A 25,928-nucleotide genomic window follows, 5' to 3' on the forward strand; every position below is an offset into this window, starting at 1 on the left:
GGTCATCCCTGACTGTTGTTCTCGTGGTGGGAGGCACGGGGTCCGGCGCCCTCGTGCCCCAGGGAGTGCTCGATGGCCTCGCGCAGGACGATCCGGTCGTCGAAGGGGCGGACGACGCCGTGGACGTCCTGGCCCTGTTCGTGGCCCTTGCCGGCGATGAGCACGGTGTCGCCGGGCTCGGCCCGGGCCACCGCGGCGGCGACGGCCGCGGCGCGGTCGGCGTCGACCAGGACGTCGCCGCGCTCGTGGACGGGCACCTCGGCGGCGCCCGCGAGCATGGCCGCGAGGATGCCGAGGGGGTCCTCGGAGCGGGGGTTGTCGGAGGTCAGTACGGCGGTGTCGGCGAGCCGGGCGGCCGCCGCGCCCATCGGGCCGCGCTTGGTGGTGTCGCGGTCGCCGCCGCAGCCGAGGACGATGTGCAGCCGGCCCTTGGTGACCTTGCGCAGGGACCGCAGCACGGACTCGACGGCGTCGGTCTTGTGCGCGTAGTCGACCAGGGCGAGGTAGGGCTGTCCGGCGTCGATCCGCTCCAGCCGGCCGGGCACCCCGGGCACGGTCGCGATGCCGTCCGCCGCGGTCTGCGGGTCGATGCCGGCGACGGCGAGGGCGACGATCGCGGCCAGCGTGTTGGCGACGTTGAACGGGCCGGGCAGCGGGGCCTTGGCGGTGGCCCGCCTGCCGTTCGGCCCGACGGCGGTGAAGGTGGAGCCGAGCTGGCCGACGACGACGTCCTCGGCGCGCCAGTCGGCGTCCGGGTGGCCCTCGGCGGAGAAGGTCGTGACGGGCACCGTGGCCTCGGTGACGAGCCTGCGGCCGTACTCGTCGTCGTAGTTGACGACGCCCTGCCTGCTGCGGCGCGGGGTGAACAGCTGGGCCTTGGCCTGGAAGTAGTCCTCCATGCCGGAGTGGAACTCCATGTGCTCCGGGCTGAGGTTGTTGAAGACGGCGACGTCGAAGACGCAGCCGTCGACCCGGCCGAGGACCAGCGCGTGGCTGGAGACCTCCATGGTGACGGCGTCGGCGCCGCGTTCGCGCATGACGGCGAACAGGGCCTGGAGGTCGGTGGCTTCGGGCGTGGTGCGCTCGGACTTGATGCGCTCGTCGCCGATCCGCATCTCCACCGTGCCGATGAGCCCGGTGGCGCGTCCGGCGCCGCGGAAGCCGCCCTCGACCAGATAGGCGGTGGTGGTCTTGCCGGAGGTGCCGGTGATGCCGATCTGGAGGAGGCCGGTGCCGGGGTGGCCGTAGATCTCGGCGGCGAGTTCGCCCATCCGGCCGCGCGGGTCCTCGGTGACCAGGACCGGCACGCCGGTGGCCCGGGCGCGGTCGGCGCCGGAGGGGTCGGTCAGGATGGCCGCGGCGCCGAGACCGGCCGCCTGGGTGGCGAAGTCGGCGCCGTGCAGGCGGGCGCCCGGCAGGGCCGCGTACAGGTCTCCGGGGCGCACCGCGCGGGAGTCGTGGGTGATGCCGGTGATGTCGCCGGTGCCCGGCGGTTCAAGTCCCAGCCGTCCTGCCAGCGTGACCAGGGAAGTGGGCCGCAGGCGGTCCGGGCGAGGCGCTCCCGGGTAGTTCACAGGCGCGTCCTTCTGGGTCGTTCGGGACTGTTCGGCGTGGGGCACGGCGGTGAGCGTACCGGGCCCACCCGGCCTCTCGCGAAGTGAGGGGCCGACGGAGCGGACGTTCTCGTTCCGGTTCCCTGGGTCGGGGGTGATGGTCGTCACTGCTGGCCTCCGCGCGTTCACTCGCCGGTTCCGAAGAACACCGGCAGGTCGGCCGGCGCGTGGCCGGACGGGGGTGTCTGGAGCGTCTTGAGGGCGAATTCCATGACCTGCTTGTAGATCGGTCCACAGGTCTGGCCGCCGAAGTGGCTGCCCTTGGTGGGGTTCTGGATCGCGCAGTAGACGGTGATCTGGGGGTCGTCGGCGGGCGCGAACCCGGCGAAGGACGCGGTGTAGCCGTGGTAGCCGCCGCGCACCGGGTCGACGCGGTTGGCGGTGCCGGTCTTGCCGGCGACCCGGTAGCCGGGGATCTGGGCCGCGGTGCCGGTGCCCTCCTGGTCGGCGACCACCGATTCGAGCATGGAGGCGAGTGTCTTCGCGGTCTTCTCGCTGACCACGCGCGACTGTTCGGGCGCCTCGGCCGGGGTGAAGCGGCCGTCCGGGCCCCTGGTGCCGCGTACCAGCGTCGGCTCGATCCGTACGCCTCCGTTGGCGATGGTCGAGTAGATCGAGGCGGCCTGCATGGCGTTGAGGGAGAGGCCCTGGCCGAACGGGATCGTGTACTGCTGCGAGGTGGACCAGTCCTGCGGCTTGGCGAGGAGGCCGGCCGTCTCGCCGGGGTAGTCGAGCCCGGTGGGCGATCCGATGCCGAACTTCCGCAGATAGGAATACAGCACCTTGTTCGCCTGGGCCTGCGTCTTGCCGAGCTGGCCGGTGGCCATGATGGTGCCGATGTTGCTGGACTTGGCGAGCACGCCGTTGAGCGTCAGCTGCCAGGTGGCGTGGTCGATGTCGTCCTTGAAGAGGCGGTCGCCCCGGTGCAGCCGGTTGGGGACCGTGACGTGTGTGAGGGGCGTGGCGACGTCCTCTTCGAGGACGGCGGCCATGGACATCACCTTGCTGGTGGAGCCGGGCTCGTAGACGTCCTGAAGGGCCGCGTTGCCGAGGGTGGCGGCGTCGGCCCGGGAGAGGTCGTTGGGGTCGAAGCCGGGGGCGTTGGCCATGGCGAGGACCTCGCCGGTGCGGGTGTTCTGCACGATGACGTAACCGCGGTCGGCCCTGGACTTCGTCACCTGTTCGGAGATGGCCTTCTGAGCCGCCCACTGGATGTCGCGGTCGATGGTCAGCTCGATGTCGGAGCCGGGGACCGCGGGGACCTCCTTGGTGCCCGCGGTGGGCACCCTGCGGCCGCCGGACTGGGCGTACTTGATGGTGCCGTCCTCGCCCGCGAGCTCCTTGTCCAGCTGGGATTCGAGGCCGCCGGCGCCCTTGCCCTCGGCGTTGACGTAACCCAGTATCCCGGCGGCCAGGGTGCCGTTGGGGTAGACCCGCTTGGTGGTGGCCTCCTGGAAGACGCCCGCGAGCACGTTGGCGCCGGGCCCGCCGGCCGCCTTGTCCTTGGCGGCCTTCTCGGCGAAGACGGACTTGAGGTCCTTGATCTGCTTCCAGACCTGCGGGGTCTGCCTGCGCGCCAGGACCGCGTACCGGCTCCTGGGCTTGGAGAGCTTCTCGACCAGCCCGTCCGCGTCGACGCCGAGGATCGGCGCGAGCAGGGCGGCGGCCTGCTGGGGGGCGTCGGGCGCCTTGCTGTCGGCCGGCGTGAACATCTTGGGGTCGGCCGTGATGTCGTACGCGTCCACGCTGGTGGCCAGCGCGATGCCGCTGCGGTCGGTGATCTCACCGCGCTCCGCCGCGACCGTGTAGCTCAGGTAGCGGTTCGTCTCGGCCTTCGCGGCGTACGCGTGCGCGTCGACGGCCTGGACCTGGAGGAGCCGTACGACGAACGCGAGCATGACGAGCGTCAGTGCGAGGCTGACCAGCCGCAGCCGGGGACGCGGGCTGCCCAGCCGCAGCGGCCGCGCGGACCGGGCGCGCGGCGCTCTGCCGCGCTGGGCGGCGGCCGGCGGCCGGCGGCGCCGCTGGGGGCGGGGGCGGCCGGACGGCGCGGAGGCGTTACGGGGACGCGCGGGGCCGGGTACCCGGCGGCGCGGCGGTTCCTTGGGGGGCACTGCGTCACCTGCCGGGGCTCGTGGAGGGCTGGGCTGCCGGTGTGCCGAAGGGCGTGGACCCGGTGGGCGTGGGCGCCGGGGTGGCGGCGGCCGTACCGGTGGGGGTGGGTGTCGGCGTGGGGGCCGGGGTGCTCGGCGGGGGCGCGACGACCGGGGCCGGAGCGGCCTTGGACGGGACGCCCCGGACCTTTCCGTCCGGGTCGAGGAAGGCGGGGCTGCCGCCGGGGACCATGCCCAGCTCACGGGCGCGGCGGGCCAGGGCCTCGGGCTCGAAGGAGGCGTCGACGTCGTGCTGGAGGGCCTGCTGTTCGTCGGTGAGTTCGGTGGTCCGCTTCTTCAGCTTGCTCAGCTCGAAGGAGCCCTCGTTGAGCGCGGAGTTGAGCAGCAGCAGCGTGATCAGGCCGCCGCCGAGGAGCACCACGACCAGCAGGACGAACGGGGTCCGGGCCGCGGTGCTCGGCCCGGCGGGCATCAGCCGGGTGAGCCGTGCGACGCGTCCTTGCCGCTGCCCGGCCGGTTTGCTCACCGCGCCGCTCCGTCCCCGGCGCGCACGGCCGTCCGCCGGCTCACCGCTCGTCCTCGCGGATGCGCTGGGCGCCGCGCAGCCGGGCGGGGGCGGCGCGGCGGTTCTCCGCGACCTCCTCCTCGGTGGGGAGTTCGGCGCCCCGGGTGAGGAGTTTCAGCCGGGGCTGGTAGCGCTCGGGGACGACGGGCAGGCCGGGCGGGGCGGTGTTGGCGGCGCCCGCCGCGAGGACCTGCTTCACGAGCCGGTCCTCCAGGGACTGGTACGAGAGGACCGCGATGCGCCCGCCGACGGCGAGGGCGGCCACGGCGGCCGGAATGGCCCGCTCCAGGACGGTGAGCTCTCCGTTGACCTCGATGCGCAGGGCCTGGAAGGTGCGCTTGGCGGGGTTGCCGCCGGTGCGCATGGCGGCCTGCGGCAGGGCCTCGCGGATGAGCTCGACCAGCCGGGCGCTGTTGGCGAAGGGCTCCTTCTCGCGCTCGCGCACGACGGCGGAGACGATGCGCTTGGCCTGCTTCTCCTCGCCGTACGCGCGCAGGATGCGCACCAGTTCGCCCGGCGGGTAGGTGTTGAGGACCTCGGCTGCGCTCACCCCGGTCGTCTGGTCCATGCGCATGTCGAGCGGTGCGTCGCGGGCGTAGGCGAAGCCCCGGTCGGACTCGTCCAGCTGCATCGAGGAGACGCCGAGGTCGAACAGGATGCCCTGCACCTCGGGGATGCCGAGCCGGTCGAGCACCTCGGGCAGTTCGTCGTAGACGGCGTGCACCAGGGTCGCGCGGTCGCCGTAGGGGGCGAGCCGTTCGCCGGAGAGCCGCAGCGCCTCCTTGTCCCGGTCGAGGGCGATCAGCCGGGCGGTGGGGAAGGCGGAGAGCAGCGCCTCGCTGTGGCCGCCGAGGCCGAGGGTGCAGTCGACGACCACGGGAGGCTGCGGGCCCGGGGCCTCCAGAGCCGGTGCCAACAGGTCCAGGCATCGCTGGAGCATCACCGGGACGTGTCGGGTCTGGCTCATGCCGCCCTCTCAGGCTCAGCTCCCGGGTGGCGGGACGTACGGCCTGGTCCCCGCCCGCTCGCGAAGGGGAGGTCCGCCGGCGCCGGGGAAGGGGCGTCAGCCGACCGGCGAGCGGGAGAGGGCCGGGCCGTACGTACGCCGCGCACACGGGTAAAAGTTCGAAATGTGCAGGGTGTCGGTAACTTCCCGTCACTTTAGTCCACCCTGCCACTCGATCGATTCCCGATCAATCAGCCCGACAGCGCGTCGGCCGTCGCGCGTTCACCCGCACGGGTGGACCGGAGGCAGGCTTGTGGATTACCTCACAACAAGCACCGTTGACGTTTTTTGTCCGCTTCCCTCTCGCCCGGGGGCGGCCGGTGAGGGCTAACGTCTTGAGCATGTCGACTTCCGCGCACTCCCCCGCCCCCGCGTCCACCGTCACCGACCGCCTGGTCGAGGCGAACGGCCGTTACGCAGCAGACTTCAAGGACCCGGGCATGGACGCCAAGCCGGTGCTCCAGGTCGCCGTGGTCGCCTGCATGGACGCCCGTCTCGACCTGCACAAGGCCCTCGGCCTCGCGCTGGGCGACTGCCACACCATCCGCAACGCGGGCGGCGTGGTCACCGACGACGTCATCCGGTCGCTGGCGATCAGTCAGCGGGCGCTGGGCACCCGCAGCATCGTCCTGATCCACCACACGGGCTGCGGCATGGAGTCGATCACGGAAGAATTCCGCCAGGAACTGGAGCACGAGGTCGGCCAGCGGCCCTCCTGGGCCGTCGAGGCGTACACCGACGCCGACCAGGACGTGCGGCAGTCGATGCAGCGGGCCCGCACCTCGCCGTTCCTCAAGCACACCGACGACGTGCGCGGCTTCGTCTTCGACGTGACCACCGGCAAGCTGCGCGAGGTCCTGCCCGTCTCCTGACCGAAGGTCCGAGTGGTCCCGGACCACCACCTTCCGGTGATGAAATCATCACCCAATCCGACATATCGCCCCTGGTTGTCCACAGGCGAGTGACACGAAGCGGTAACGGCAACAAGAATGCGTGAGTGACACCCGCCGGACCCCGTCCGGCGCGGTGTCCGCAATTCGGGGTGGGCCGGGCCGCACGAGAGCGCCGGCCCGTGACTGGGGAATCCCATGCTCCTGGTGAGCGTGGGGCGGGGCCGAGGAGGGCCGGGGTGACGACCTATGACGATCGAGCGAGCCTCACGGATCTGACCACCACCGTGGATCGGGTGCGCAGGTCGATGGAGGCCGTGATCGAGGGCAAGCCCGAGGTCGTGCGGCTCTCGCTGACGGTGCTGCTGGCGGAGGGACACCTCCTGATCGAGGACGTCCCGGGCGTGGGCAAGACCATGCTGGCCAAGGCGCTGGCCCGGTCCGTCGACTGCTCGGTGCGGCGCATCCAGTTCACGCCCGACCTGCTGCCCTCGGACATCACCGGTGTGTCGGTCTACGACCAGCAGCGCCGGGACTTCGAGTTCAAGCCCGGCGCGATCTTCGCGCAGGTCGTGATCGGCGACGAGATCAACCGCGCGTCCCCGAAGACCCAGTCCGCGCTGCTGGAGTCGATGGAGGAGCGCCAGGTCACCATCGACGGGCACAGCTACGAGCTGCCCGACCCGTTCATGGTCGTGGCGACGCAGAACCCGGTGGAGATGGAGGGCACGTATCCGCTGCCCGAGGCCCAGCGGGACCGGTTCATGGCCCGGGTGTCGATCGGCTATCCCAGCGCGGAGGCCGAGCTCCGGATGCTCGACGTGCACGGCGGCGTCTCGCCGCTGGACGGCCTCCAGCCCGTGGCGCACGCGCACGACATCGTGAAGCTGATCGAGGCGGTCCGCGCGGTGCACGTCGCCGAGGCCGTCCGCAGATACGCGGTCCAGCTCGTCGCGGCCACCCGCGGCCACCTCGATCTCCGGCTCGGCGCCTCGCCGCGCGCCACGCTGCATCTGCTGCGCGCCGCCAAGGCGTCCGCCGCGCTGGCCGGCCGGGACTACTGCCTGCCGGACGATGTGCAGGCCCTGGCCGTCGCGGTGCTCGCCCACCGGCTGCTGCCCACCGCGCAGGCCCAGCTCAACCGCCGCACCGCCGAGCAGGTGGTGCTGGAGATCCTTCAGCAGACCCCGGTGCCCACGGCCGCCGGCGGGTCCGGTGCCCACGCCCCCGCGTATCCGGCGGGCCAGGCGTACGGCGGAGGGCAGCAGCCCGGCGCGCGGCGTCCGTGATGGCCGCGTCGGGGCCCGTCGCGATGGACGGCGGCGACGACAAGGGCGGGGTGCGGACCGCGCTCGGCGGCCTGACGACCCGGGGGCGGTCCTTCCTGGCGGCCGGGATCGCGGCGGCGGTCTGCGCCTATGTGCTGGGCCAGGGCGACCTGCTGCGGGTCGGACTGCTGCTCGCCGTGCTGCCGCTGGTGTCGGTGACGGTGCTCTACCGGACCCGCTACCGGGTCACGGGCACCCGCAGGCTCTCCCCCTCGCGCGTCCCGGCCGGCTCCGAGGCCCGTGTCCACCTGCGCATGGACAACGTCTCGCGGCTGCCCACGGGTCTGCTGATGCTTCAGGACCGGGTGCCTTACGTGCTCGGGCCCCGGCCCCGGTTCGTGCTGGACCGGGTGGAGGCGGGCGGGCGCCGCGAGGTGTCCTACCGGGTCCGGTCCGACCTGCGCGGCCGCTACCCGCTCGGCCCGCTGCAACTGCGGCTGAGCGACCCCTTCGGCATGTGCGAGCTGACCCGCTCGTTCAGCGCCTACGACACCCTGGTGGTGGTCCCCCGCACCGAACCGCTTCCCCCGGTGCCGCTGGCCGGTGAGTCCTCCGGATACGGCGAGGGGCGCCAGCGGTCCCTGGCACTGGCCGGTGACGACGACGTGATCCCGCGCGGTTACCGCCACGGGGACGATCTGCGCCGGGTCCACTGGCGTTCCACCGCGCGTTACGGGGAGCTGATGGTGCGCCGCGAGGAGCAGCCGCAGCGCGCCCGGTGCACGGTCCTGCTGGACACCCGCCGGACCGCCTACCGGGGGGCGGGGCCGGACTCCGCGTTCGAGTGGGCGGTCTCCGGGGCGGCGTCCGCGCTGGTGCACATGCTGGAGCGCGGCTTCGCGGTCCGGCTGCTGACGGACGCGGGGAACGCGGTGCCGGGCGAGGGCGAGGGCGGTTTCGCCGGTGCCACGCAGGCCACGGCGGACGCGGCGGGGCTGATGATGGACACCCTCGCGGAGATCGGGCACTCCGACGGCGGGGGCCTGTCCCGCGCCCACGACGTGCTGCGCGGGGGCGGCGAGGGGCTGCTGATCGCCTTCCTCGGCGATCTGGACGAGGAGCAGACGGGGATGGCCGCCCGGATGCGGCAGCGCAGCGGCGGGGCCGTGGCCTTCGTCCTGGACGGCGCCGCCTGGGTGAACGACGAGTCGCCCGCCACCCGGGAGGCGGCGGAGCGGCGGCTGCGGCTGCTGCGCGAGGCGGGGTGGACGGTGGTGCCGGTGGAGCCCGGCGCGCGGCTGGCCGAGCTGTGGCAGCTGGCCGGCCGGCACGGTGCGGTGGCCGGGCCCGGTGGGGCGGCCGGTCCGGCGGGATTCGGGAGTTGGTCATGAGGGGGCGGTCATGAGCGGTCGGGGCAGGCTGGCGCTTGCCGCCTTCGCGGCGACGCTGATGGCGTCCTGTTCGATGCTGCCGCTGGTGGACCCGGTGAGCTGGATCGTGCAGGCGGCGTTCCTGCTGGCCGTGCAGTGCGGGGTGGGGGTGCTGGGCCGCCGGGTGCCGTTGCCCCGGCTGGTGACGGCTGCCGCCCAGGCGCTGGTCATGGGGGTGCTGCTGACCGTGGCGTTCGCCCGGGAGCAGGCGGTGGCGGGCGTGCTGCCCGGACCGCAGGCCGTGCGGCAGCTCATGGACCTGCTGACGGCCGGCGCGGACGATGTCGGGCAGTACGCGATTCCGGCGCCGGCGACCCCGGGCATCCGGCTGATGCTGGTGGGCGGTGTCCTGCTGGTCGGGCTGCTGGTGGACACGCTGGCGGTGACGTTCCGCAGCGCCGCGCCCGCCGGGCTGCCGCTGCTGGCGCTGTATTCGGTGGCCGCCGGGCTGGCGGAGGGCGGTGCGGGCCGGCTGTGGTTCCTCCTGGCCGCCTGCGGTTATCTGCTGCTCCTGCTGGCCGAGGGGCGCGACCGGCTCTCCCAGTGGGGCCGGGTCTTCGCGGGGGCCGCGCGGCCCCGGGGTGCCTCGTCCGCCGGGCTCGACACCACGGGCGGCGGCCGGGCGCTCGCGCCGGTGCGCACGGGGCGCCGGATCGGGGCGGTGGCCCTCGGGATCGCGCTGGTGGTGCCCGCGGCGCTGCCCGCGCTCGACGGCGGGCTGCTGGGCGGTTCGGGCGGCGGGGGCGGCAAGGGGCGCGGGGGCGGCACGATCTCCGCGGTGAACCCGCTGGTCTCGCTCCAGGACAACCTCAACCAGCCGGAGAACCGGCAGGTGATGTCGTACCGCACCAGCGCGAGCAGTCCGGGCGACTTCTATCTGCGCATCCTGGCCCTGGACCAGTTCAACGGGAACGAGTGGCGGGCCTCGACGCGCCGGCTCCAGGACGTGCCGAAGCGGCTGCCGGCGCCGGCCGGGCTCTCCTCGTCCGTCGCGGTCGCGGAGATCAGGTCGACCGTCTCGGCGTCGGCCTCCTACAAACAGACGTATCTGCCGCTGCCCTATCCGGCGTCCGAGGTGCGGGTCGGCGGCCGGTGGCGCTTCGAACCGGAGGGGCGCACCCTCGTCGGCGACGACGGCGAGACCACCGGCGGCGCGCAGTACACGGTGACCAGCCTCGATGTGCAGCCGACGTCCGACCAGCTGGCCCACGCGGGCGCGGTTCCGCCGGAGCTGCTGCGCGAGTACACGCAGGTGCCCGATTCGCTGCCGAAGGTGGTCGCGCGGACGGCCGACGAGGTCACGAAGGGGGCCGCCAACTCCTACGAGCGGGCGGTGAAGCTCCAGGACTACTTCGCCACGGACGGCGGGTTCACGTACGACACCTCGGTGGAATCCGGTACGGGCAGCGCGGCGATCGCCCGCTTCCTGAAGGACAAGCAGGGGTTCTGCGTCCACTTCTCGTTCACGATGGCGGCGATGGCGCGGACACTGGGCATCCCGGCCCGGGTCGCGGTGGGCTTCACGCCGGGCAGCGCGCAGGCGGACGGTTCGTACTCGGTGGGTCTGCGCGACGCGCACGCCTGGCCCGAGCTGTACTTCGAGGGGATCGGCTGGACTCGCTTCGAGCCGACGCCGACGCGGGGCTCCGTCCCGTCGTACACCCTGCCCGACGCGCCGTCCGGTGACACGGCGGACCCGGCCCGGCCGGAGGCGGACGCCTCGGCGCCGGTCGCGGCCACGCCGTCCGCGTCGGAGAGCTGCCCGGCGCAGATGCGCAAGCAGGGCGAGTGCGGGCAGTCGGCGGCGCCCGGCGCGGCCGCGCCGACGGACCCGGGGGCGCCGAAGGGCACCCTGCTGGGCGCGGCGATCGCGGTGGTGCTCGTCCTGGTGCTGCCCCTGCTGCCGATGTGCTGGCGACTGCGGGCGCGGGCCCGCCGGCTGGGTTCCTCGGGCGGCCGCACCCCCGCCGACGCGACCGCGCGGACGCTGGCGGTGTGGCGGGAGGTCACCGACACGGCGTGGGACCACGGCATTCCCCCGGACGAGGCGCTGACCCCGCGCCGGGCCGCCGAGCGGCTGGTACGGCTGGGCCGGCTGGACACGGAGGCGGCGGACGCGGTGCACCGGGTCGCGGGAGCGGTGGAGCAGGCGCTCTACGCCCGTGAGCCGCGCCCGGCGTCCGGCCTCACCGAGGACGCCCACGCGGTACGGACCGGCCTGGGCCTCTCAGCCGGCCGCCCGGCCCGCCTCCGCGCACTCCTGGCCCCCCGCTCGTCCGTACGGGTGGCCTGGTCCCTCTCAAAACGCCGAGCCACCCTGTCCGCCCGCTTCCGCCGCCCGTCCCGCCCGGCGTGGACCCGCCGCCCGTCCCGCCAGGAGGGCTGAGGAAGCCACCGGCCCCGGAACGGGCGGCGAGCGCCCCGGCCCGGTACGGCGCGCAGGGCATCGGCCCCGCCCGCGCTGCCCCCGTGCAGACGCCTCGTCCGCACGGGGGCCGAGTGCCCAGGAGCCACACGCGGCCCGGGGCCGGCGGCCGGCCAGGCCGGCACGGAGGCTGTACGGACGCCCGTCCCCACGGGCACCGACCACCCGGGCGTCGCACGGCCCACGGACAGACGGGGCACGCCCCGGCCCGGGCCAGCCGTCCGGCACGGCTGTGCGGCTGGCCGCCGCGCGGGGCGGGCGGGGCGGCCGCGCGGGGACCGCCCGGCCGGCGGGGCCGGCGCGCAGGGGGCCCGGGCCGCAACGGCCCGCGTTCGTGTGGGCGCCCCGGCCCGCCGGTGCCGGCCGCCCAAGGCCCACGCGTGAAGGGGCGGCCGCGTCGCGGCCGCCCCTTCAGGTGAGGTGTTCGGTGTCTACTGTCCCTGCTCGTCGCGGCGGCGCTGCCAGCGTTGTTCGATCCGGTTCATCACGGACCGGCGCTGGCGGGACTGCCTGCGGTCTCCCGCGCCACCGGCGCGCACCGACTGCTGTTCGCCCGGCTTGGGCGCCTTGCGCCATCCCGTGACCGCGAGGACCGCGCAGCCCAGCATGACGAGGAAGCCCACCACGCTGATCCAGATCTGCTGAGCGACCATTCCGGCCATGAGGAGCGCGATACCCACCAGAAAGCCAGCGACCGCCTGGTAGACCCGTCGCCGGGTGTACGTACGCAGCCCACTTCCCTCGAGCGCTGTCGCGAACTTGGGATCTTCGGCGTACAGCGCTCGCTCCATTTGCTCGAGCATTCGCTGCTCGTGCTCCGAGAGCGGCACGGGAGTCCTCCTCGTCGTCGGCCGCGGGGGGCGGCCGGTTTGCGGCCCTTCCAGGATAGGCAGGGAATCGCCCCCGTGAAACCCGCCCTCATTGCCAAACAGCCAGTCCGGGCCGCCACGACGGCTCAGTTGCTGAGTTGATTCCCCAACCTCCGATCCGTCATGCCGGATGGTGTCCCCCGATCATACGGGGCCGGAGCGCCGAACGGGGTGGTCGATGCGTACTCCGTCTGCCGCTGCGTCGCTGATCAGCCGCACTCCCGCCGGTAACCCCCCGGGGGTTCAGCCCCGCTTGGTGCCCAGGACGTGCAGCTGGGTGGCCACGGAGTGGAACGCGGGCAGTTCGGCGGCGGCGGCCTCCAGCCGGAGCAGGGCCTCCATCGCGCCCGGCTCGGTGTCCACCAGGACCCCGGGGACGAGGTCGGCGAAGACCCGGACCCCGTGCACGGCGCCCACCTCGACATCGGCGGCGGTGACCAGCTCGGCCAGCTGCTCGGCCGTGTACCGCCGGGGCATCGGGTCCGCCTCGCCCCAGCGGCCGTCCGGGTCGCCCAGCGCGTGCCGTGCCTCGTTGAAGTGGCCGGCCAGCGCGCGGGCCAGGACGGCGCCGCCGAGCCCGGCGGCGAGCAGGCTCAGCGCACCGGCCGGACGGAGGGCCTCCACCGCGTGCCGGACGCCCTCGGCGGGGTCGTCCACGTACTCCAGGACGCCGTGGCAGAGCACCGCGTCGTAGCCCCCGCGCTCGACCACGTCGAACAGGCCGAGGATGTCGCCCTGCACCCCGCGCACCCGGTCGGCGACCCCGGCCTCGGCGGCGCGGCGCTCCAGCGCGAAGAGCGCGTTGGGGCTGGGGTCGACCACGGTGACCCGGTGGCCGAGACGGGCGGCGGGCACCGCGAAGTTGCCCGTGCCGCCGCCGGTGTCCAGCACGTCCAGGGCGTCCCGGCCGGTCGCCTTGACCCGGCGGTCGAGGGCGTCCTTCAGGACCTCCCAGACCACGGCGGTACGGAGGGAGGCACGGGGGCGCAGCGGGTCGGACACGGCAGTTGACTCCTCGGCACGGGCCGCCCGGGGGCGGAGCGTGAACAGCGCAGGTAACGGGTACCGCCCACCCTATGGCCTGGCGCCGCCCACGCGGTCACCCCGCGTCGGGCCGCTCCCCGCGTGGCTGCGGCAGCACCGGCTGGAGCACGAGCAGCCGTTCCACGAGGCGCAGGAACATGGCGGCGTCGCGCAGCAGGTCGTCGGCCTGCCGCCGGCTGGCCGCGCCGGGTATGCCCGCCTCGGCGCGGGCCCGCCGGGCGGCGCCGGAGGCGAAGAGGGCGCTCCACTCGGCGAGCTCGGGGGCCAGCTCGGGAAGGATCTCCCAGGCGCTGCGGATCGGTTCCCGGCGGCGGCGCACGGGCTCGGGGCGGGCCCGTGCGGCGAGGACGGCGGCCGCGGTGCGCAGGGCGGCGAGGTGTGCGGTGGCGTACCGCTCGTTGGGCACGGAGAGGACAGCTGCCTCGTCCAGGCCGGTGCGGGCCTGGGTGAGGAGATCGAGGGCGGCGGGCGGTGCGGTGGTGCGCCGGACGACGGGGTGGACATCGCGGGCCGGGCCGGTCGGTGAGGGAGCAGGGCCGTCTGCGCGGCGTCGCGGAGCGGCGGCTGCGGACGAGTGGGCCATGACAGAACCTCCTGTCTCGGTGACGGCTCTGTGGCCGTCTGTATCCATCGTGACGGCCCCCACTGACAATCGACCCTGGCGCGCCTCTGACCTGGGCTTTTGCTTCGATCGCAAGTTCGGGCTACTTTTTGAACTGACCAGTCAGTTCAAAAAAGAGGGGTGGGGTGCGTGGAGAGTCCGCACGGGGCGGCCGTCACCGCCGAGAACCTGGGGCTCGAAGGGCCGCGCGGCTGGGCCTTCCGGGGGGTGGGCCTCCGCGCGGAGCCCGGCGCCCTGATCGCCGTGGAGGGCCCGTCCGGCTCCGGCCGCACCTGCCTGCTGCTCGCCCTCACCGGCCGGATGCGCCCGACCGAGGGCAAGGCCGCGGCCGCCGGCCTCGCCCTGCCGCGCCGGGCCGCCGCCGTCCGCCGTATCGCGGCCCTGGGCCCGGTGCCCGGGGTCAGCGAGCTGGACCCGGCGTTCACGGTCGCCGAGCACCTGCGCGAGCGGGCCCTGCTCCTGCGCCGCTACGACGGCTCCCCGCGCGCCCTGCTGCGCCGGCCCCGGGAGCGGGCCGCCGCCGCACAGGCCCGGATCGACGCCGCCCTGGAAGCCGCCGGGCTCGACCCCGCCACGCTGCCCAAGGCCGAGCGCACCGCCGTACGGGATCTGGAGCGGACCGAGGCGCTGCGGCTGTCCGTGGCCCTCGCGCTGATGGGCCGGCCCCGGCTGCTCGCGGTGGACGACGCCGATCTGAAGCTGTCCGGCGACGAGCGGGCCGAGGTGTGGGAGCTGCTGCGCTCCGTGGCCGCCGCCGGCACCACCGTCCTGGCCGTATGCAGCGAGGCCCCCGAGGACGCCGTCACCGTACGCACGGGCACCGTCCCGGAGACCACCGAAGCCACCACGCACGAGGAGGAACCGGCCGATGCGTTCGCCGAGACTGGCCGCTCTTGAGCTGAGGCGCTTCGGCAGGGGGCGGCTGCCGCGCGCCGCCCTCGCCGCGCTCCTGCTGCTCCCCCTGCTCTACGGCGCCCTGTACCTGTGGTCCTTCTGGGACCCGTACGGACGCCTCGACCGCATCCCGGTCGCCCTGGTCAACGAGGACAAGGGCGCCACCGCCGACGGCGAGCGGATCGCGGCCGGTGACCGGATCACCGGCAAGCTCCTCGAATCCAAGGTCTTCGACTGGCACGAGGTGAGCGCCGGGGAGGCGGACCGGGGCGTCGAGAACGGCACGTACTACCTCTCGCTGCGCATGCCCGCCGACTTCAGCGCGCGCATCGCCTCCAGCGCCGGTGACTCGCCGGAGACCGGTGCGCTCCAGGTGCGTACCAACGACGCGAACAACTACATCGTCGGGCAGATATCCCGCGCGGTGTTCTCCGAGGTCCGCACGGCCGCGTCCGCCAACGCCTCGCGCGGGTTCCTCGACCGGATCTTCATCGGCTTCTCCGATCTGCACGACCAGACGGCGAAGGCGGCGAAGGGCGCGGCCGACCTCAGGGACGGGGTCGGCAAGGCGAAGAAGGGCTCGAAGGACCTGGCGGACGGGCTGAAGGACGCGAAGAGCGGCAGCAAGAAGCTGTCCGGGGGGATCGTGAAGCTCGACAAGGGCGCGGGCGACCTGAAGACCGGTTCGCGGCAGGTCGCCGACGGCACCCAGCTCCTCGTCGACCAGGTCAACGGGGTCGCCGCCGACGTGCGCCCGTTCCTGAAGGACAACGGGAAGGCCATCGGCGACACCGCCCGGCTGGTCGCCGACGGGTCGAAGACCGTACGGGACAATCTGGACCTGCTCGTGAAGGCGGCGCCCACCGCCGCCACCGCCGCGCACACCGCCGCCGACGACCTCACCGAGATCCACCGCACCCGCTGCGCGGAGCAGCCGGTCCCCGACCCCACCGTCTGCCCGCCGCTGAAGCGGGCCGTGACGGCGGCGGACGACGTCGCCGCCGTGGCCGACGACGTCAACGCCCTGGTCGAGAACCAGAACGGGGACCTGGCGAAGCTGCGCACCCAGCTGACCACCCTGGAGAAGCAGGCGAAGGCACTCGCCGCCCGCTCCCCGCACCTGGACGAGGACCTGGAAGCCGCGGTCAGGAAGATCAACGCGCTGAACACCGGCGCGCACAAGGTCGCCACCGGCGCGGACCGGCTGCGCACCGGGCTGGGCACGGCGAAGACCGGCTCGGCCGACCTGGACACCGGCGTCGGCAAGCTCAAGAAGGGCGCCACCGGGCTCGACAACGGGCTGGTCCGCCTGAAGGACGGGTCCACCACGCTCGCCCAGGGGCTCGGCGACGGCGTCGACAAGATCCCCGACTACGGGAAGGAGGACCGCGACGCCCGTACGGAGGTCATGGCCGACCCCGTACGACTGGCCTCGCAGTCGCTGCACTCCGCCCCGAACTACGGCACCGGCTTCGCGCCCTACTTCATCCCGCTGTCCCTGTGGGTCGGCGCGATGGTGGCGTACATGCTGATCCAGCCGCTCAGCAGGCGCGCCCTGGCCGCCGGGGCACCGGCCTGGCGGATCGCCCTCGCGGGCTGGCTGCCGGTGGCCGGGATCGGGCTGCTCCAGACGGCCGCGCTGATGTCCGTCCTGCACTGGGGCCCCGGCCTGGACATGGCGCACACCGCCGGGACTCTCGGCTTCCTGGCGCTGGTCACCTGCTGCTTCGCGGCGATCGTGCAGTGGCTGAACGCCTGCTTCGGCGCGGCCGGGCGCATCCTCGTCCTCGCGCTGCTGATGCTCCAGCTGACCTCGGCCGGCGGCACCTACCCCGTACAGACCAGTCCCGGCTTCTTCAACGCGATCCACCCGTATCTGCCGATGAGCTACATCGTGGAGGGGCTGCGCCGGCTCATCACGGGCGGCGGGCTCGGCCCGGTCTGGCAGGGCTGCGCGGTGCTCGCGGCCTTCACCGCCGGGGCACTCGCGCTGACCGCCCTGTCGGCCCGCCGCAAGCAGATGTGGACACTGGATCGGCTGCATCCGGAGCTGAGCCTGTGACCGGGCCGGGACCTGTGAGAATCAGTTCCATGGAAAGCAGTAGCAGCACCCGCCGCCGGGCCACCCGGCAGAGGCTCTACGAAGCGGCCGTCACCCTGATCGCAGAGAAGGGCTTCTCGGCGACCACGGTGGACGAGATCGCCGACCGGGCCGGGGTCGCCAAGGGCACGGTCTACTACAACTTCAAGAGCAAGACCGAGCTGTTCGAGGAGCTGCTGCGGCACGGCGTCGGGCTGCTCACCGCCTCGCTGCGCGCGGCGGCCGAGGAGACCGGCGCCCGCGGCGGCAGCCGGGTGGAGGCGCTGGACGCCATGATCCGGGCCGGTCTGGTCTTCATCGACCGCTACCCGGCCTTCACCCAGCTGTACGTGGCGGAGCTGTGGCGCACCAACCGCGCCTGGCAGTCCACCCTGCTGGTGGTGCGCCGCGATGCGGTCGCCGTGGTGGAGGGCGTCATCGCGGAGGGCGTGGCGAACGGCGAGCTGAGCGAGGAGATCGATGTGCCGCTGACGGCGGCGGCGCTGGTCGGGATGGTGCTGGTGGCGGCGCTCGACTGGCAGGCGTTCCAGCCGGAGCGCTCGATCGACGACGTGCACTCGGCGCTGTCCCTGCTGCTGCGCGGCCGCGTCAGCGGACACTGAGGGCGCGCGGCCCCGCACCCGTACCCACGAAGGCGCCGGTCGTGCGTGGCTCGTCCCCCGAGCCCGCCCGACCGGCGCCTTCCGTACCCCCGCTGGGAAGGGAGGTGCCGTCCCGCCACCGCCGCCCCGTGCCGGCGGTGGCGGGGCGGCGCCCCTTCCGTGGACACCCACTCTGCCGTCGCGGCAGGTCACGGCCCATCCGTGCGGGTACTCATCCGGCGCTCTGAGTACGGGTACTCAGAGCCGGGTATCGCACGCCCTGCCGGAATGTCGGACGTGCTGGCTACGATCGCCTGCGTGTCGGTACTCCCTCTGGTGTTCACAAGCGGCTGGGCGAGCGGGATCAACGCGTACGCGGTGGTTCTCCTGCTCGGCATATTCGGCGCGACCGGTGTCAGCGACGAGGTGCCCGCCTCGTTGCAGCGCACCGATGTGCTCGTCGTCGTCGCGGTCCTCTTCCTCTGCGAGGTGGTCGCCGACAAGGTCCCCTATGTCGACACCGCGTGGGACGCGGTGCACACGGTCGTCAGGCCGGTGGCGGGCGCGGTCGTCGCGGCCCTGCTGGCCGGCGAGAGCGGTTCGCTCCCGGAGCTCGCGGCCGGTGCCATCGGGGGCTCGGCCGCCCTGGTGAGCCATCTGGTGAAGGCCGGGACGCGGATGGCGGTCAACACCTCCCCCGAGCCCTTCAGCAACATCGCGCTGAGCGCCGCCGAGGACCTGGGCGTCGCGGGCGTCATCACCTTCGCGATCTTCCATCCGTGGATAGCCGCCACCCTCGCCGGGACACTCCTGGTCGTGGGGCTCGCCATCGTGATCTTCCTGGCCTCCCGCATCCGCCGCTTCTGGCGCCGCAGAGCGCAGCGCCGGGCGGAGAGACGCGGGGTGCGGCAGCCCGCCGTCCCTCCCGCCGGTGCTCCCTGGGGCTGACGGCGGGGGTGTCGGCGGCGGCCGTTAAGGTCGGCTGCATGGCACGAATTGCGGTGATCGGCGCCGGGATGGGCGCGCTGGCGGCGGCGGCCCGGCTGGCCGTGGCAGGCCACCGGGTGACGGTGTACGAGCGGTCGCGGACGTACGGCGGCGCGCTCGGGCAGTACGCCGACGAGGGCTTCACCTTCGACACCGGCCCCGGGCTCCTCCACCTCCCCGCGGTCTACCGCGACCTGTTCGTGAAGACCGGCAAGGAGCCGCTGGAGCGGTGCGTCACGCTGAGCCAGGTGGACCCGGCGAGCCGGCACCTCTTCGCGGACGGCACCTCCGTCTCCCTGCCGAACGCCTCGCGGGCCGGGACCGTCGCCGCCCTGGACACCGCGCTCGGCGGCGGGGCGGGCGCGAAGTGGGGAGCCTTCCTCGACCGGGCCAGGGACGCCTGGGACCGCTCGCGGCGGCCGCTGCTCGAGGAGCCCCTGCGCCCCGACTGGCAGGTCCTCGGCCGTGATCCGTATCCGGCCGAGGAGCGCCGGCGGCTGCTGCGCCCGGCGCGGCGGGCCGGGACGGTGGCGGAGGTCGGCGCCCTGGAGCTGGCGGACCCCCGGCTGGCGGCCCTCCTCGACGGATACGCCCTCGGGTACGGTCTGGACCCCGCGCGCGCCCCGGCGGGCGCGGCCCTCCTGCCGTACATGGAGGAGACCTTCGGCACCTGGTACGTGAGCGGCGGCATGCGGGCGCTGGCCCGGGCGGTGTACGAGCGGTGCCTGGCCCGGAAGGTGGAGTTCGTCTTCGGTGCCGAGGTGGCCCGGGTCGTCGAGAAGGACGGCCGCGCGGCGGGCGTGGAGCTGGCGGACGGGACGGTCGCGGAGGCCGCCCATGTGGTGCTCGGGGCCCGGCCGTGGCCCGGTCTGGTGCCGGGTCAGGAGCTGTGGGCCGACGGGGATGTGCGGGTGCCCGCGGACGGGGCGGGGGCGAGCGGCCGGTTCATGGTGATGCTGTCGCTGCGCGGCGGGCGGCCCGCGGACGCCGTGCACCGGACCGTGGTGCATCCGGCGGACGGGGCGGCCGAGCGCGCGGCGGTGTTCGGGGGCCGGATCGCCGCGCACCCGACGGTGACCGTGCTGCGCCCCGACGACTCCTCGACCCGCCCCGACGCGGAGCACGAGGCGGTGACGCTGGTGGCGACGGTGGCCCCGCACGGCCCGGTCGACTGGACGGACGAGGCGCTGCGGGCCCGGTTCGCCGAGACGCTGACCGGGGCGGCGGGTGCGGGGGTGCCGGGGCTGCGGGACCGGGTGCTGCGGACGCGGGTGCGGACGCCCGCCGAGACCGCCGCGGACACGGGCGCCGAGGGCGGTGCCGTGCCGCCGCCGGCGCTGGGCGGTGCCGGGGGCGCGTTCCTGCACGCCGCCAACCGGACCCGGCTGCCGGGCCTGCTGCTGGCCGGCGGCTGGTCGCATCCGGGCGGCGGACTGGCGCACGCGGGCATGTCCGGGGCGCTGGTCGCGGGGACCGTGGTGGAGGGGGAGGACTTCCGCGGCTCGCGGTGAGCGGGGGGGGCGTCTCAGTAGCGGTACTGCTCGTTGTAGCCGGTGTCGTAGCCGTCCGGGTACGGGGCCGGCTGGGCGGCGGGCTGCTGCTGGTACTGCTCGGCCTCGCGCTGCTGCGGCACCCAGACGCCGCCCGGCGGGGTCTCCGAGCCGTAGCCGTCGCCCTGCGCGTACGGGTCGGCGTACTGCTGCCGGCCGCCGTAGCCGTCGTAGTTCCCGTAGCCGTCGTACGTGCCGTACTGCGGGGTGCTCGCGGTGGTGCCGATGTACGGGTCGGAGTAGGCGGCGTAGCTCTGCGGATCGGTGCCGTAGTCATACTGCCCGGCTCCGGCGTGGGGGTCCTGGGGCTGGTGGGCCGGGTAGCCGTACGGGTCGTACGCCTCGTGGCTCTGCGCGGTCTGGGGCTCCTGGGCCGGGCGGGGCGGCACAGGGTTGGTGTAGACGCCGTACTGGCCGGTGTCCTCGGGCATCGGTTCGGTCGCGTAGACGGCGGCGGGGCCGGGGGCGGACGGCGGGGCGGCCGGGGCGTCGGGGGCGCCGTCCTCGTACTCCACCTCCAGGTCCGAGACCTCCAGGGTGGGCTTGCTTCCGGCCGCGCCGCGCCGGCGGCGGCTCTCGCCGGGCTTGCCCCCTATCGCCCAGCCGGTGGAGAAGCCCTTGCGGAACGAGAGCGTGACGAAGGTCTGGCCGGTGGCGAAAGCGACCGCGCCGAGGGCGATGACGGGCACGGACGGCATCAGGACGCCGATCACCACGCAGAGGAAGCCGGTGAAGGCGAGGAGGCGCCAGCGCAGCCGCGCCTTGTACTGCAACAGCACTTCGCCGAGCAGCCACAGCGCGACGACACCGAACGCGATGTAGAGGACCGTCCAGCCCATGCCCGCCCCCTTCTACGGCCACCGCCCCGGGTGGTGGCGGGTACGGCCGGTCACGACTGCTTGTGCAGTCCGAGATTCTCGTAGATCTCAAGCGTCGCAGTCGAGTTGTTCAGCGTGATGAAGTGCAGTCCGGGCACACCCTCGGAGAGCAGCTTCGCGCTGAACCGCGTTGCGAAGTCGATGCCAATGGAGCGTACAGCGGCGGGGTCGTCCTTGGCGGCGAGGATGCGCTCTTTCAGCCCGTCGGGCAGCTTCGCGTCGCTGAGCTGGGAGAACCGTTCCAATTGCCGGACGTTGGTGACCGGCATGACCTCGGGGATGATCGGGGTCTCGCAACCCGCCGCGACCACCCGGTCACGCATCCGGAGATATGCCTCGGGATCGAAGAACATCTGCGTGATCGCGTAGTCGGCGCCGGCGCGGCACTTGTCCACGAAGTGGCGGACGTCGGTGTCCCAGTCCTCCGAGCGCGGGTGCCGCTCGGGGAAGGCCGCGACGCCCACGCAGAAGTCGCCGGCCTCCTTGATCAGCCGGACCAGGTCGGCCGCGTACTTCACGCCCCGCGGGTGCTCGACCCAGGGGCCCATCGGGTCGCCCGGCGGGTCGCCGCGCAGGGCGAGGATGTTCCGGATGCCGACGTCCGCGAACTGGCCGACCATGTTGCGCAGTTCGGCGATCGAGTGGTCGACGGCCGTGAGGTGCGCGACCGGGGTGAGCGTGGACTCGGCGGCGATGTCCTGGGTGGCCTTCACCGTGCCGGAGCGGGTGGAGCCACCGGCTCCGTACGTCACCGAGACGAAGCTCGGCGCGACGGCCTCGACCCGGCGCAGCGCGTTCCACAGGTTGCGCTCGCCCTTCTCGGTCTTGGGCGCCCAGAACTCGAACGAGTACGAGGTCGCGCCGGACGCGAGCATCTCACGCACGGTGCGTGCGTGATCTGTCCTGGTGGAAGGTGTGCCAAGGGCCATACGGGCAGGTTAACCAGGGCGGGGCGGGCCCCCAACCGAACCGGAGTCATTTGCCGGAATTGACCGATTCTTGTCCACCCTTCGGACAGATTCGTCCCAGACCGGCCCCGGACGGGTCCCGGGCCGCCGCTCCGGCGGCACCCGTCCCGGGTCAGGCTCCGGCGCGCTCGCGGACCCGTCGCGCCAGCTCAGCGGCGGCGGCACCCGGGTCGGACGCCTCGGTCAGGGCCCGTACGACGACGATCCGGCGGGCCCCGGCGTCCAGCACCTGGTCGAGATTGTCCGCGTCGATGCCCCCGATGGCGAACCAGGGACGGGCCGGGGCGAGCGAGGCGGCGTAGCGCACGAGGTCCAGGCCGGGGGCGTGACGGCCGGGCTTGGTGGGAGTGGGCCAGCAGGGGCCGGTGCAGAAGTAGTCCACGCCGGGCTCGGCGACGGCGGCGTCGACCTCGGCCTCGGCGTGCGTGGAGCGGCCGATGACCGGCTCGGCGCCGATGATCGCGCGGGCCGCGGGCACCGGCAGGTCGCCCTGGCCCAGGTGCAGCACGTCGGCGCCGATGGCGTGGGCCACGTCGGCCCGGTCGTTGACGGCGAGGAGCTTGCCGTGCCGCTTGCAGGCGTCCGCGAAAACCGCGAGGTGGCCGAGCTCCTCGCCGGCCTCCATGCCCTTGTCGCGGAGCTGGACGATGTCCACCCCGCCGGCGAGGACCGCGTCGAGGAAGCCGGGCAGATCGCCCTGACGCCTGCGCGCGTCCGTGCACAGGTAGAGCCGGGCGTCGGACAGCTGTGCGCGAGGCGTGGACATGGTGCGGTTCCCCCCGGGGAAGACGGTGACGGCGGATCAGAGTACGGCGCGGGGAAGCGGGCCGCCCGCTCGCGCGGTGCGGCCCGCTTCCCGGTCGGTCAGACGGCGAGCGCCTGGGCGCGGCGCTTCACCTCCGTGCCGCGATTCTCACTCAGCGCCTGCGCGGGCGTGCCCGGCAGGGACGGGTCGGGGGTGAAGAGCCATTCGAGCATTTCCTCGTCGGAATACCCGTCGTCCTTCAGGAGGGTCAGGGTCCCGGAGAGGCCCTTGACCACCTTGTCGCCGTCGATGAAGGCGGCGGGCACCTGGAGCGCCCGGTTCTCCCCACGGCGTACGGCGATGAGCTGGCCCTCCTTGACCAGCTGCCGCACACGCGTCACCTCGACGTCGAGCATTTCCGCGATGTCGGGCAGGTGGAGCCAGGCGGGGACGAGTGCATCGGTCTTTGCGTCAATCTGGGTCACGGGACAAGCCTGCCATCCCGGACTGACAGCCGAAACCCGGACTCGGCCCTTCAGGTCCACGCCGCCGGGACAGGCCCTACGGCAGGACCGCCGCCTTCAGCGGTACGGAGGGGTCCGCCGCCCGGTCCGCGTCGAGCCGCGCCCCCGCCTCGATGAGCCGGCGCCCCTGGGCCAGGTCGCGCGGGCGGCTCACCGCGAGCACCGCGACCAGGGCACCGTCGCGCAGCCAGCACACCGACCAGGCGGGCTCCGCCGGGTCGCCGCGCCACAGCAGGGTGTCCGCGTCCGCGTGGTGCCCGGCGTACTGCACGAACCGGCCGAACTGCTCGGACCAGAAGTAGGGCACGGGGTCGTACGGCGGGATGCCGGCGCCCTCCGCCGCGATGTGGGCGGCGGCGGTCCTGGGCCCCTGGAGGGCGTTGTCCCAGTGGTGGACGACCAGGCGGGTGCCGTAGCGGGCCGAAGGGAAGGAAGCGCAGTCGCCGACCGCGTACACATCGGGGAGCGAGGTGCGCAGCGCCGCGTCGGCGGTCACCGAGCCCTCGGGCCCCAGCGCGATGCCGGAGCCGGCGAGCCAGCCGGTGGCGGGGCGGGCGCCGATGCCGACGACGACAGCTCCGGCCGCGATGGTGCGCCCGTCGGCGAGGACCACCGTGCCGGGCCCGACGCGGGCGACCCGGGCGCCGGTGAGGAGCCGGGCGCCGTTCTCCGCGTACCAGGCGGCCATCGGGGCGGCGACCTCGGCGGGCAGGGCGCCGGCCAGCGGGCGGTCCGCGGCCTCCACGACGGTGACCTCGCAGCCGGCGGCACGGGCGGCGGTGGCGAACTCGGCGCCGATCCAGCCGGCGCCGACGACCACGACGGGATGCCCGGCCTCCAGGACGGGGCGCAGCCGGGCCGCGTCGTCCAGGGTGCGCAGCAGATGGACGCCGGGGACCCCGGCGGAGCCGGGCAGGGCGACGGGTTCGGCGCCGGTGGCGAGGACCAGGACGTCGTAGCGGACCGGGCCCTCGGAGGTGTCCAGTTCGTGGTCGCCCGCGCGGACCCCGGTGACCTCGCAGCCCAGGCGCAGGGCGATGTCCAGCGCCTCGAAGTCGATGTCGAAGGCGGACTCCTCGGCCTTGCCGAGCAGCACCGCCTTGGACAGCGGGGGCCGGTCGTAGGGCTGGTGGGGTTCGGCTCCGATCAGCGTGACGGGGCCGGTGAAGCCCTGTTCCCGCAGGGCGACGGCGGTCTGCACGCCCGCCATGCCCGCGCCCGCGACGACGACCCGGCGTTCCGTCCGCTCTGCCCGCTGCTGCTCGCTCACCCGTCCACCTTACGTAGCTGACGAGACGTCAGGAAGGGGCGGGCCCCGGCGGCGGCATCGGGGCGGGGTTTAGGGTGGCCACCGTAAGACACGCGGGAGCCCGGGCGTACCGGGCTGAGAGGGAGGCTGGCGGCCTCCGACCGTACGAACCTGATCCGGGTCATGCCGGCGAAGGGAGGGGCTGGACGCCCATGCGCACCCATCCCACCGAAGGGTCCGACGTCCTCGTCATCGGGGGCGGCATCATCGGTCTGGTGACCGCCTGGCGGGCCGCGCGGCGCGGTCTGGCCGTCGCGCTCGCCGACCCCGAGCCGGGTGGCGGGGCGGCCCGGGTCGCGGCCGGGATGCTGGCCGCCGTCACCGAACTGCACTACGGCGAGGAGACCCTGCTCGGGCTCAACCTCGCGTCCGCCCGGCGCTATCCGTCGTTCACGGCCGAGCTGGAGGAGGCGAGCGGGCAGGACATCGGCTTCCGCGCCTGCGGCACCCTGGCCGTCGCGCTGGACGCGGACGACCGCGCCCATCTGCGCGAGCTCCACGAGCTGCAACGCCGCTCGGGCCTGGAGTCGGAGTGGCTGACCGGGCGCGAGTGCCGCCGCCTGGAACCGATGCTCGCCCCGGGCGTGCGCGGCGGTCTCCGGGTGGACGGCGACCACCAGGTCGACCCGCGCCGCCTCGCCGCCGCGCTGCTCACCGCCTGCGAGCGGGCCGGAGTGGTCTTCCACCGCCGCCGCGCCGGCCGCCTCTCGGTGGTCGCGGACCGGGCCGTGGGCGCCGTGCTCGACAACGGTACGGAGGTGGCCGCCGGCCAGGTCGTGCTCGCCGGGGGCAGCCTCAGCGGGCGGCTCGCCGGGGTCCCCGCCCACGCCCTGCCTCCGGTGCGCCCGGTCAAGGGCCAGGTGCTGCGCCTCACCGTGCCCCCGGCGTACGCCCCCTTCCTCTCGCGCACCGTGCGCGCGGTGGTCCGGGGCAGCCACATCTATCTCGTACCGCGTGAGAACGGTGAGCTGGTCGTCGGCGCCACCACCGAGGAGATGGGCTGGGACACCACCGTCACGGCGGGCGGGGTCTACGAGCTGCTGCGCGACGCGCATGAGCTGGTGCCCGGCATCACCGAGCTGCCGCTGACCGAGACCCGCGCCGGACTGCGCCCCGCGTCCCCCGACAACGCCCCGCTGCTCGGCCGCACCGCGCTGCCCGGCCTCCACCTCGCCACCGGCCACGGCCGCAACGGCGTGCTGCTCACCCCCGTCACCGGGGACGCCATGGCGTCGCTGCTGGCCGACGGCGAGCTGCCCGAGGCGGTCCGTCCCTTCTCCCCCGGCCGGTTCGCCCCGGTCCCCGCACCCCAGGAGCAGCCCGCATGACCGAGCCCACCCCGCTCACCGTGTCCGTGAACGGCGCCCCGGCCGCCGTCGCGCCGGGCACCACCCTGGACGCCCTCGTCGCGACGCTGACCGACGCGACGGCGGGGGTGGCCGCCGCGCTCAACGAGACCGTGGTGCCGCGCGGCCAGTGGCCCGCCGCCGCGCTCGCCGACGGCGACCGGGTCGAGGTCCTGACCGCAGTCCAGGGAGGCTGACG

General features: G+C 74.1%; 23 protein-coding genes and 1 riboswitch. Of the genes, 11 read left to right on the plus strand and 12 right to left on the minus strand.

The genetic code is table 11. The features are described from left to right. Positions 1-2 precede the first annotated feature (2 nt). The 4 genes from OG338_RS06225 to rsmH all read right to left on the minus strand — a co-directional run bounded on the left by OG338_RS06225 (position 3) and on the right by rsmH (position 5,259). Positions 3-1,721, minus strand: a complete 1,719-nt coding sequence (locus OG338_RS06225) for a UDP-N-acetylmuramoyl-L-alanyl-D-glutamate--2,6-diaminopimelate ligase (RefSeq protein ID WP_405936355.1) — start codon at positions 1,719-1,721, stop codon at positions 3-5. A 17-nt stretch (positions 1,722-1,738) separates the two neighbouring features. Continuing rightward, complete coding sequence (locus OG338_RS06230; protein WP_405936356.1) at positions 1,739-3,727, minus strand: peptidoglycan D,D-transpeptidase FtsI family protein; 1,989 nt, start codon at positions 3,725-3,727, stop codon at positions 1,739-1,741. A 4-nt stretch (positions 3,728-3,731) separates the two neighbouring features. Next, entirely contained in the window at positions 3,732-4,199 is a 468-nt protein-coding gene (locus tag OG338_RS06235) for a cell division protein FtsL (protein WP_405940336.1), read from the minus strand. 94 nt (positions 4,200-4,293) lie between these two features. Continuing rightward, a complete protein-coding gene (gene rsmH / locus OG338_RS06240; RefSeq protein ID WP_405936357.1) occupies positions 4,294-5,259 on the minus strand; it encodes a 16S rRNA (cytosine(1402)-N(4))-methyltransferase RsmH in 966 nt (321 codons plus the stop codon). Between the two features lie 380 nt (positions 5,260-5,639). Here rsmH and OG338_RS06245 point away from each other — a divergent pair, with 380 nt between their 5' ends. The 4 genes from OG338_RS06245 (at position 5,640) to OG338_RS06260 (ending at position 11,272) form a co-directional block, all read left to right on the plus strand. Beyond that, the gene (locus OG338_RS06245; protein WP_405936358.1) at positions 5,640-6,170 is read left to right on the plus strand and encodes a beta-class carbonic anhydrase; all 531 of its coding nucleotides are present in this window, start codon (positions 5,640-5,642) and stop codon (positions 6,168-6,170) included. A 257-nt stretch (positions 6,171-6,427) separates the two neighbouring features. Next, complete coding sequence (locus tag OG338_RS06250) at positions 6,428-7,477, plus strand: AAA family ATPase (protein ID WP_405936359.1); 1,050 nt, start codon at positions 6,428-6,430, stop codon at positions 7,475-7,477. Beyond that, positions 7,477-8,847 carry a DUF58 domain-containing protein gene (locus tag OG338_RS06255; RefSeq protein WP_405936360.1) on the plus strand — a complete coding sequence of 457 codons (1,371 nt, stop codon included), beginning with the start codon at positions 7,477-7,479 and terminating at the stop codon, positions 8,845-8,847. Before OG338_RS06250 ends, OG338_RS06255 begins: the two co-directional genes overlap by 1 nt. 10 nt (positions 8,848-8,857) lie before the next feature. After that, on the plus strand, positions 8,858-11,272 hold the full coding sequence (locus tag OG338_RS06260; protein ID WP_405936361.1) for a DUF3488 and DUF4129 domain-containing transglutaminase family protein: 2,415 nt from the start codon (positions 8,858-8,860) through the stop codon (positions 11,270-11,272). Positions 11,273-11,742: 470 nt separating this feature from the next. Here the strand turns inward: OG338_RS06260 and OG338_RS06265 are convergent, their stop codons facing one another. From OG338_RS06265 to OG338_RS06275, 3 genes are all read right to left on the minus strand, one after another. Beyond that, positions 11,743-12,141, minus strand: coding sequence for a DUF3040 domain-containing protein (locus OG338_RS06265; RefSeq protein ID WP_073968182.1), 399 nt, complete (start codon positions 12,139-12,141; stop codon positions 11,743-11,745). 282 nt (positions 12,142-12,423) lie between these two features. After that, entirely contained in the window at positions 12,424-13,182 is a 759-nt protein-coding gene (locus tag OG338_RS06270) for a class I SAM-dependent methyltransferase (protein ID WP_405936362.1), read from the minus strand. A 97-nt stretch (positions 13,183-13,279) separates the two neighbouring features. Beyond that, entirely contained in the window at positions 13,280-13,807 is a 528-nt protein-coding gene (locus OG338_RS06275; RefSeq protein WP_405936363.1) for an SAV_6107 family HEPN domain-containing protein, read from the minus strand. A 168-nt stretch (positions 13,808-13,975) separates the two neighbouring features. On the opposite strand from OG338_RS06275, the gene OG338_RS06280 reads away from it, so the two are divergent. The 5 genes from OG338_RS06280 to OG338_RS06300 all read left to right on the plus strand — a co-directional run bounded on the left by OG338_RS06280 (position 13,976) and on the right by OG338_RS06300 (position 19,920). Further along, positions 13,976-14,743 carry an ATP-binding cassette domain-containing protein gene (locus tag OG338_RS06280; RefSeq protein ID WP_405936364.1) on the plus strand — a complete coding sequence of 256 codons (768 nt, stop codon included), beginning with the start codon at positions 13,976-13,978 and terminating at the stop codon, positions 14,741-14,743. Then, positions 14,715-16,802, plus strand: a complete 2,088-nt coding sequence (locus OG338_RS06285; RefSeq protein WP_405936365.1) for a YhgE/Pip family protein — start codon at positions 14,715-14,717, stop codon at positions 16,800-16,802. Before OG338_RS06280 ends, OG338_RS06285 begins: the two co-directional genes overlap by 29 nt. A 29-nt stretch (positions 16,803-16,831) precedes the next feature. Beyond that, the gene (locus OG338_RS06290) at positions 16,832-17,443 is read left to right on the plus strand and encodes a TetR/AcrR family transcriptional regulator (RefSeq protein ID WP_405936366.1); all 612 of its coding nucleotides are present in this window, start codon (positions 16,832-16,834) and stop codon (positions 17,441-17,443) included. 297 nt (positions 17,444-17,740) lie between these two features. Beyond that, complete coding sequence (locus OG338_RS06295) at positions 17,741-18,370, plus strand: DUF4126 domain-containing protein (RefSeq protein WP_405936367.1); 630 nt, start codon at positions 17,741-17,743, stop codon at positions 18,368-18,370. Between the two features lie 38 nt (positions 18,371-18,408). Next, positions 18,409-19,920, plus strand: coding sequence for a phytoene desaturase family protein (locus OG338_RS06300; protein WP_405936368.1), 1,512 nt, complete (start codon positions 18,409-18,411; stop codon positions 19,918-19,920). 14 nt (positions 19,921-19,934) lie between these two features. Here the strand turns inward: OG338_RS06300 and OG338_RS06305 are convergent, their stop codons facing one another. The 5 genes from OG338_RS06305 to OG338_RS06325 all read right to left on the minus strand — a co-directional run bounded on the left by OG338_RS06305 (position 19,935) and on the right by OG338_RS06325 (position 24,344). Continuing rightward, positions 19,935-20,798: a hypothetical protein gene (locus tag OG338_RS06305; RefSeq protein WP_405936369.1), complete on the minus strand. Its 864-nt coding sequence runs from the start codon at positions 20,796-20,798 to the stop codon at positions 19,935-19,937. Between the two features lie 50 nt (positions 20,799-20,848). Next, positions 20,849-21,766 carry a methylenetetrahydrofolate reductase [NAD(P)H] gene (gene metF, locus OG338_RS06310; RefSeq protein ID WP_405936370.1) on the minus strand — a complete coding sequence of 306 codons (918 nt, stop codon included), beginning with the start codon at positions 21,764-21,766 and terminating at the stop codon, positions 20,849-20,851. Positions 21,767-21,917: 151 nt separating this feature from the next. Beyond that, positions 21,918-22,571, minus strand: coding sequence for a thiamine phosphate synthase (gene thiE, locus OG338_RS06315; protein ID WP_405936371.1), 654 nt, complete (start codon positions 22,569-22,571; stop codon positions 21,918-21,920). A 98-nt stretch (positions 22,572-22,669) separates the two neighbouring features. Continuing rightward, a complete protein-coding gene (locus OG338_RS06320) occupies positions 22,670-23,035 on the minus strand; it encodes an Rv2175c family DNA-binding protein (protein WP_405936372.1) in 366 nt (121 codons plus the stop codon). 76 nt (positions 23,036-23,111) lie between these two features. After that, positions 23,112-24,344, minus strand: a complete 1,233-nt coding sequence (locus tag OG338_RS06325) for an NAD(P)/FAD-dependent oxidoreductase (RefSeq protein WP_405936373.1) — start codon at positions 24,342-24,344, stop codon at positions 23,112-23,114. 82 nt (positions 24,345-24,426) lie between these two features. Beyond that, positions 24,427-24,538, plus strand: a riboswitch (TPP riboswitch). Here OG338_RS06325 and thiO point away from each other — a divergent pair. Together thiO and thiS are read left to right on the plus strand one after the other, a co-directional pair. Then, a complete protein-coding gene (thiO, locus tag OG338_RS06330; protein ID WP_405936374.1) occupies positions 24,536-25,711 on the plus strand; it encodes a glycine oxidase ThiO in 1,176 nt (391 codons plus the stop codon). It overlaps the preceding riboswitch by 3 nt. Further along, positions 25,708-25,926 carry a sulfur carrier protein ThiS gene (gene thiS, locus OG338_RS06335; protein ID WP_405936375.1) on the plus strand — a complete coding sequence of 73 codons (219 nt, stop codon included), beginning with the start codon at positions 25,708-25,710 and terminating at the stop codon, positions 25,924-25,926. Before thiO ends, thiS begins: the two co-directional genes overlap by 4 nt. Positions 25,927-25,928 lie beyond the last annotated feature (2 nt).

Source organism: Streptomyces sp. NBC_00726, from assembly GCF_045161735.1.
Lineage (GTDB): Bacteria > Actinomycetota > Actinomycetes > Streptomycetales > Streptomycetaceae > Streptomyces.